Genomic DNA, 8,053 nt, shown 5'->3' with positions numbered 1-8,053 from the left:
AGGCGCGACGGGTTTAACAGGTATAACTGGTGTGACAGGTGCAACGGGCTTAACTGGGGTAACCGGTGTGACAGGTGCTACAGGAACGGGAACAACCGGAGCTACAGGTGCAACGGGACTTACTGGGGTAACAGGTGTGACAGGTGCAACAGGAACGGGAGCTACAGGGGCTACTGGAGCCACAGGCGCGACTGGTTCAACGGGTGTAACTGGTGCTACAGGCGCAACCGGAACGGGAACAACAGGAGCCACAGGTGCAACGGGGCCTACTGGTGTAACTGGTGTGACAGGTGCAACGGGAACAGGAACGACTGGAGCTACCGGAGCAACAGGACTTACGGGTGAAACAGGTGCGACAGGAGCCACGGGAACGGGAACAACGGGAACAACCGGCGCCACAGGATTTACTGGTGTAACTGGTGTGACAGGTGCAACGGGAACAGGTATAACCGGATCCACCGGCGCGACAGGATCTACTGGGGTAACAGGTGTGACGGGCGCAACCGGAACCGGAGCCACAGGTGCGACGGGTTCAACGGGTGTAACGAGTGCAACTGGTGCGACAGGTGCAACGGGAACGGGAACAACAGGCGCAACTGGGGCTACCGGGGCGACTGGAGTTACTGGATCCACGGGAGCCACAGGGGCTACGGGTGCATCAGGGCCCAATCTAGCTGCACAAGGATTTTCTGCATTTTTGGCTAACCTATCAACAACAACCAGTGCACAGTTAACCAACTGGAGTACAGCAAGTCCTTACTATGGTAATGCAAATTTTAATGCAACTACAGGCAATTACACGGCGCCGAATACGGGGACCTACTCGATTGTGGCAACAATCAATTTTTCTACAACTGCCGCAATCGCCATCTCATTGGGTGCTGGGGTCAATCCAGCGTTTCTGGTGCAAAGAACCTCCCCCACTACGACTACATTGGTCAATGGACTATTGCCAATCCTGAATATCAGCGTAACGCTACTTACGTTGCGGGCAGTTCTTGGTAGTGGAACCGTAACGCTAGCGGCGCAGGTTACGCTGAATGCAGGCGATGTGATTGGGTTGTTTTACTCAGCGAATGGATTAACGATTACTCTGAACTTGGGGATTGGAGCAACGAATGGTATTGTATGGTCAGTACACGAATTGACATGAGGTATTAATTCTTCAGCACCCCACCTATTTAAAAATAAGACAACACGAAAACAGATCCGGGTTGGATCTATCGTTAATATCCAACCTGATCTGTTTTTTTACATACAGGACGAAGTCGTTAAAATTTGGTTTCGTTATAGTTAACAAGCATGTTAGATATTTTTAGGTCTTATGACAAGAAATCTGTCGTGATATTCAAAAAAATGACCCCAACTCATATAATAACGCTAATCCTTATGAAAATGATGTAAGGGATTGAGACGGAATCATCGTCTTTATCCATATGGTAAATGAATTAGGCTGCTTTGAACTTGCAGAATATCCATTAAAAAAACAAATTATTACACAAACATAACATTAAACGAGCGGTTCGTAGCAGCATACGAGTGGACGTTGAAAGGGTTGATGAATGATGAGCCTTGAAACATTAAACCAACGAGTACAAGATGATCTGGCTTATCTCGCATATGGAGGTGCGGATTGGATTCGCCCACGCGAACATGACGAAGGCCATATCTATGATGTCGTTATTGTAGGTGGTGGGCAGAGCGGTTTGGGGGCTGCTTTTGGATTCCTGCGTGAGCGGATATCCAACATTCTGGTCATTGATGAAAATGCCGCAGGGTTGGAGGGACCTTGGGAAACTTACGCGCGTATGGTCACGTTACGTACACCAAAACACCTGACTTCCATTGATCTCGGTATTCCTTCGCTGACGTTTCGAGCATGGTGGGAGGCTCAATCAGGCTCCTCCGGATGGGATGCGGTTGATAAAATTCCGCGCAGCGAATGGATGAACTATCTGCGCTGGTACAGGCAAGTGCTTAATCTGCCTGTCATGAATGAAGTAAAACTGAGACTGATTGAACCTGCAGATGGAGGCTTACACCGGCTGCACATTACGGGTGCAGGGGCTCCAAGTAATATGTTGCTGGCACGAAAGGTTGTCTTGGCTACGGGCATCCAGGGTGGTGGAGAGTGGCATGTACCACCGATGATCGCTGAGAAAGTACCTAGGCATCTTTACGCTCACACGTCGGAGCTGATTGATTTTGAACGGTTACGAGGAAAAAGGATTGCCATACTTGGCGGCGGAGCTTCAGCCTTTGATAATGCCAACTTTGCACTAGCCACAGGTGTGGCTGAGGCCCACGTATTTGTGCGGCGGGAACAATTGCCGAGCATTAACCCGATACGTCAGATGGAACAATCCGGTATGATCGAACGGTTTCACGTTTTGTCGGACGAGGATAAGTATGCGACCATTTCCCATTTTTTCAAATACAATCAGCCACCAACCAACGATACCTTCAACCGAGCCGCTGCATGGCCAGGCTTCCAATTACATCTTCAAGCACCTTGGCTGGATATACAGATGAAGGATGGGAAAGCGGTAGTGACTACGCCACAGGGACAGCACTCCTTTGATTTTCTGGTCATAAGTACGGGGATGGTGAGTAATCCGTCACTGCGTCCCGAGCTCAGAATGGTGGAGGCACATATTGCACGCTGGGCAGACCGGTTTCAAGCTCCGACGGTACAGAGGAATGCACTGCTTGACGCACATCCCTACCTTAGTCCCGGGTTTGCAATGACCAGCAGAGATGAGGAGGGGCAGGATAAGCTGCGTGGGTTGTTTGTCTTTAACTACTCTGCACTTGCAAGTTGCGGCCTGTCCGCCTCAGCAATATCGGGGACAAAGAATGCTGTGCCGAAGTTGGTTTCAGCTGTAGCCGACCAGCTTTTCCTGGATGACCGGGAACAGATCTTGGAGCAATTTTTTAAGTATAACGAGCAGGAATTTACTGCGAGTTGGGTGAAGAGTGAAGTTGGAATCTGAGTATTCAAAATAACCGTACAGCGGGGTAAGATGCTGTACGGTTTTCCTTTTTCTAAAGTTACATTTACGGGTGCTTATATAATGCTGTAAAATATCGAATTATACAGCGTTAAGGCAGGCGATAGATTATTGTGAGAATCATGGATTATGAGGGGTTCAGAACCCATTTGAAGAAAGCGTCACGCAAACGAAATGAACCCTTGATCAAAATTGTAGCTTTTCAGGAAAAGTATATGAAGATTGAAGAGATCCAATATTATGATGTAGAGCAGAACTATATGAGTGTTCAGGCGTGTAATACGCTGTGGATGAACTTGAAAGATAAATCGTTCCGCAATCTGGTGTCCCATGATCTGAAGTATTTCCAAACCATGGACAACCTCGGCCGTCATTCATTGGAGAATCTAATTAAAGAACTGTACGACATGGCTGTTCCAATCCTGCTGGATTATGATCCAAGTGATTTTTATAGTTTGCAGCAGTTGTCTGAAATTCTGGTACTGGATGAGATGAAGCTAGTAGAGAAATTGGAGATGGGGCGTTTCAAGGGTGCATTTATTAATGAAGAAGGAAATTGGGTAAAACCCAAACCTGACAGGGCTGAGCTATTCCTATAGTTGAAAAAAGAGACTCGTGTCAATTCCATAATGACCGAATATCCATTCTGCAATGGTACGCCGAATACGGCACATTGCAGTTTTTTTCATTAACGAACTGTCTACGAAGAAGTCTCAGCCGTTTCGTTTCACGACAAAAGAGTCTCCGCTTGGTCCCGGTGTTCCTGGAATGGAAACAACCTGTTTTTGCTGAATCATGATGCCTTTCTCTTTGACGATGAAGCCGGGGCAGCGACCGTTCAGGCGACAACACTTGAAGGTGACAGGCGTGATTTTTGCCATCCGGGAGATGGTGTTTCCCAATGATGGAGCTTCTACAATCCATTCCGCGGATGATTGCTGGCCTGCATATTGCTGAACGGTGCGGAAAGTCCAATTTTGGGTCAGGTTATGAAGTGTGATACACCAGCGAGTTCGATTGATTCTGTAAATGGCCGCTCTCATCCGATCTCCCGGTGATACAGGAAAAGGGATGATCGTTTCAACGTCCGGAAGAATTTCCCACCAGGCATAATAACTAGCTTGGCCGTTAACCCAATCATGGCCTGTTCCAGTCTGAATGAGATTGGAATTCTCGTATCCATCAATTCCGATCCAGGCTGAGGAGTATGAGGACTTGGACGATGGTAAAACAAAGGGCACGTTCCATTCAGCCGAGATACGTCTGAATTCAGCTTTGTCACCCGCTCGGGCATAACCACTCCAGTTGGAGGAAATCCACCCGAAGCGTAGTGAAGAATTTGTTTTGCCTGTATGAGGTATACAGGGTTTTCGGCGTTTGTTTCGATTATTCGCCATACGGCCACCTCCCATGTGAAAATAGAGACGAAATCATTCGTTCGATATTATCAAATGCATGGAAGACGAAAGAGGACATGGACAATCTGAGAAAGAAATAAGGTTTGAATGATTTTGAACGATATTTAGGGTTGAATGCGATCTTTGATGTCTATAAAATGTCGAATGTTGATGGTTTTTGAATGATTTTAAATTAATTTGAATGAAAGTGATTGTTTTTTGAGGGATTTATGTTACTATAAAAGCAGTTGGAGGAATGAAAATGCTAACTGAAGAACGATATGCTGCAATTATAGAGCGCTTACACGAAAGAGGCATTGTGAAACTGCAAGAACTCGTCGATGTGCTGGGTGCTTCTGAATCAACGATACGGCGTGATTTAATTGACCTGGAGAGCCGTCAGATGCTGAAACGCATACATGGTGGTGCTGCTCTAGTGAATGAAAAGACGCCGGAACCCGGTATGGAAGAAAAAACGTTCAAAAACATTCAACAGAAAACAGCGATTGCTCGTTTAGCTGCGCAGGAAATCAACAATGGTGAATGTATCTATCTGGATGCAGGGACGACGACATTAGCCATGATTGCCTATATTGAGGCCAAGGACGTTACGGTAGTGACGAACGGACTTTCTCATGTAGAAGCGCTGGTAAGTAAACGAATACGCAGCTATCTGCTTGGCGGAATGATGAAAATTCACACCAAAGCCGTGATTGGCAGTATCGCATTACAGAACATGGACAACTTCCGTTTTGATAAATGTTTTATCGGAACCAACGGAGTGGATGCCGAAATGGGGTATACAACTCCCGATCCGGAGGAAGCCTTGATTAAAAGACGTGCACATCAATTGTCCGGGAAATCTTACGTGCTGGCTGATTCCAGCAAAATTGGGGAAATTACTTTTGCCAAACTGTTTGACCTTGAGGAGGCAGACTTGATCACAGAACGTATGCCGGAACACTGGCGCTCTGTAATCGCCCAGAAAACTAAAATAATTGAGGGATAGCCATGATATATACCGTAACACTTAATCCTTCCATTGATTACATCGTGGAAGTGGATGATCTGAAGCTTGGTGATTTGAATCGTATGAATCGGGACCTGAAACTTCCTGGAGGCAAAGGCATTAACGTATCGCGAGTGCTTAATCAACTGGGAGCCAAAAACACTGCACTCGGATTTCTGGGAGGGTTCACAGGCCGTTTCATTAATGACAAATTGCAGGAAGACAAGATTCTGACGGACTTCGTTACCATCGCAGATGATACCCGAATTAACATCAAGCTGAAGCATGGGGAAGAGACAGAGATTAACGGACTGGGACCAGCCATTCGACCAGAGGAAGCAGAAGGGTTGCTTAACAAGTTATCCGCATTGCAAAAAGGAGATATCGTCATTCTTTCGGGAAGTGTACCACCTTCACTGGGAGCTGATTTCTACAATCGTCTGATCAACGTGTGCAAACAAACGAGTGCCGAATTTGTAATCGACACGACAGGACCCGCTTTAATGGATGCTTTGGTACATGAACCGCTGCTGGTGAAGCCGAACCATCACGAACTAGCTGAACTTTTCGGAGTAACCATCGACACTCAAGAGGAACTGGTGACCTATGGTCGCAAGCTTTTGGAAGCAGGTGCCAAACATGTGTTGATCTCCATGGCAGGAGAAGGAGCGCTGTTGATTACCAAAACAGATGTCTACCATGCGAGCGTTCCAAAAGGTGTCGTGAAAAACTCGGTTGGTGCTGGAGATTCCATGATCGGTGGATTCGTAGGTACATTTGGATTAAACGAAGACCTGCTTGAAGCGTTCCGAACGGGTGTTGCTTCGGGTAGTGCAACGGCTTTCTCAGATGATCTGGCGACACGTGAACTCATCGAAGAGCTGCGTACTCAAGTCACCATAACCAAAATATAGTCCTTACAAAATGAATGGAATACAGGCCCCTTTTTAGAAGAGGGGATTCAGTTAATAGCAGATAACAGCGTAAGAAGTACAATTATAAGTCGGTCTGTATCACGCAGGCTGACTGAATTTAAGGGAGTGTACCAAATGAGAATAACAGACCTGATGATCCAGGAAACGATGATCATGGACCTGCAAGCCACGACGAAAGAAGAGGCTATTGATGAACTCATTGCAAGTTTAAAACGTAGCGGACGTATTAATGATCCGGTTCTGTTTAAGGAAATGATTTATAAACGCGAAGCGGAATCCAGCACGGGGATTGGTGGCGGTATTGCCATGCCTCATGCCAAAACAACAGCAGTAAATGAACCAACAGTTGTATTTGCCAAGAGTCGGAAAGGACTTGATTTTGAAGCGCTTGATGATGAACCGGCTCATATATTCTTCATGATTGCAGCTCCAGAGGGGGCGGCCAATACACATCTTCGTACACTTGCGGCTCTTTCCAGGCTGTTGATTGATAGCGATTTCATTTCGCAGCTAATGAGCACGGACACTCCTGAAGAAGTGACTGCATTATTCGATGCCAAACAGGCGGAAGAAGCGGAGAAAAAAGCTGCCAAAGAAAAAGCCGAAGCGGAGAAAGCAGCAAATGCTGCAAATGGAACAAACGCTGTATCTGGCGCGGGCAATGCGAATGGACAGAAGCAGAATACATCAGGCCTTATTGTTGGTGATGCGGCATCTGAAGATTTTGTCGTTGCAGTAACCGCTTGCCCAACAGGTATTGCTCACACGTTCATGGCTGAAGACGCTCTCAAAAAGAAAGCACAGGAAATGGGCATTAATATCCGAGTAGAGACCAACGGTTCCGAAGGAGCACAGAACGTACTGACAGCTGATGAAATCGCTCGTGCCAAAGGGGTTATCATTGCGGCAGATAAAAATGTGGAAATGGCCCGCTTTGATGGCAAACCGGTATTACAAAGACCCGTAAGCGATGGCATTCGCAAATCCGAAGAACTGATTCGCAAAGCAGTTAACGGGGACGCTCCGATCTACCGAAGCCAAGGCGGCAACGGTGGGAAGGGTGAAGGAGAAAACCAAGGCAAATTGAGCATGGGCAGCAAGATTTATAAAGATTTAATGAACGGGATCTCGCATATGCTTCCATTTGTTGTAGGTGGCGGGATTTTGCTCGCCATATCCTTCTTGTTTGAACAAATTGCGAGTCCGGACAATCCTATTGTGCAATTGTTGCAGACCATTGGTGGCGGGACCGGAGCGTTCCACTTCCTGATTCCTGTCCTAGCCGGTTTTATTGCGATGAGTATTGGTGATCGTCCGGCCCTGATGCCTGGTATGGTCGGTGGATTGATGGCTGTGAATTCGAACGCCGGTTTCCTTGGTGGTCTGGCTGCCGGTTTCCTGGCAGGTTACGTTGTAATTGGTCTGCGCAAACTATTTAAAGGACTGCCTAAAGCAATTGACGGATTGAAACCAATCCTGCTCTATCCTGTGTTCGGATTGCTTATCGTTGGTGCAATAAGTTTCTATGTCTTTGATCCAATCTTCGGTTCCCTTAACACATGGCTTGTAGATGCACTTGGAAACCTGGGTACAGGAAATGCTGTATTGCTTGGCTTGCTGCTTGGCGGCATGATGTCCATCGATATGGGTGGACCGTTTAACAAAGCGGCTTATACATTTGCTATCGGTGTATTCACATCC

Annotated in this window: 6 protein-coding genes and 1 pseudogene; 6 read left to right on the top strand and 1 reads right to left on the bottom strand. The window is 46.8% G+C overall.

What is annotated here, in order from left to right:
• The 3 genes and pseudogenes from A6049_RS12455 to A6049_RS12445 all read left to right on the top strand — a co-directional run.
• A pseudogene (locus A6049_RS12455) lies at window positions 1-1,153 on the top strand (collagen-like protein); the annotation flags it as partial.
• A gap of 412 nt (window positions 1,154-1,565) precedes the next feature.
• A complete protein-coding gene (locus A6049_RS12450; protein WP_063564926.1) occupies window positions 1,566-2,993 on the top strand; it encodes an FAD/NAD(P)-binding protein in 1,428 nt (475 codons plus the stop codon).
• A 167-nt stretch (window positions 2,994-3,160) separates the two neighbouring features.
• On the top strand, window positions 3,161-3,610 hold the full coding sequence (locus A6049_RS12445) for a hypothetical protein (RefSeq protein ID WP_079694886.1): 450 nt from the start codon (window positions 3,161-3,163) through the stop codon (window positions 3,608-3,610).
• 114 nt (window positions 3,611-3,724) lie between these two features.
• On the opposite strand, the gene A6049_RS12440 is transcribed toward A6049_RS12445, so the two are convergent.
• Complete coding sequence (locus A6049_RS12440; protein ID WP_063564924.1) at window positions 3,725-4,408, bottom strand: G1 family glutamic endopeptidase; 684 nt, start codon at window positions 4,406-4,408, stop codon at window positions 3,725-3,727.
• 262 nt (window positions 4,409-4,670) lie between these two features.
• Between A6049_RS12440 and A6049_RS12435 the strand changes: the two genes are divergently transcribed.
• The 3 genes from A6049_RS12435 to A6049_RS12425 all read left to right on the top strand — a co-directional run.
• Entirely contained in the window at window positions 4,671-5,417 is a 747-nt protein-coding gene (locus tag A6049_RS12435) for a DeoR/GlpR family DNA-binding transcription regulator (RefSeq protein ID WP_063564923.1), read from the top strand.
• A 2-nt stretch (window positions 5,418-5,419) separates the two neighbouring features.
• Entirely contained in the window at window positions 5,420-6,331 is a 912-nt protein-coding gene (gene pfkB / locus A6049_RS12430; protein WP_063564922.1) for a 1-phosphofructokinase, read from the top strand.
• Window positions 6,332-6,466: 135 nt separating this feature from the next.
• Window positions 6,467-8,053 (top strand): PTS fructose transporter subunit IIABC (locus A6049_RS12425; RefSeq protein ID WP_240321377.1); only part of this gene is annotated, 1,587 nt, incomplete at its 3' end.

Origin of the sequence: Paenibacillus sp. O199, assembly GCF_001636635.1 — a bacterium.
Lineage (GTDB): Bacteria > Bacillota > Bacilli > Paenibacillales > Paenibacillaceae > Paenibacillus > Paenibacillus marchantiae.
Note: the sequence above shows the minus strand (reverse complement) of the source record. Positions and strands in the feature narration are given on the sequence as shown.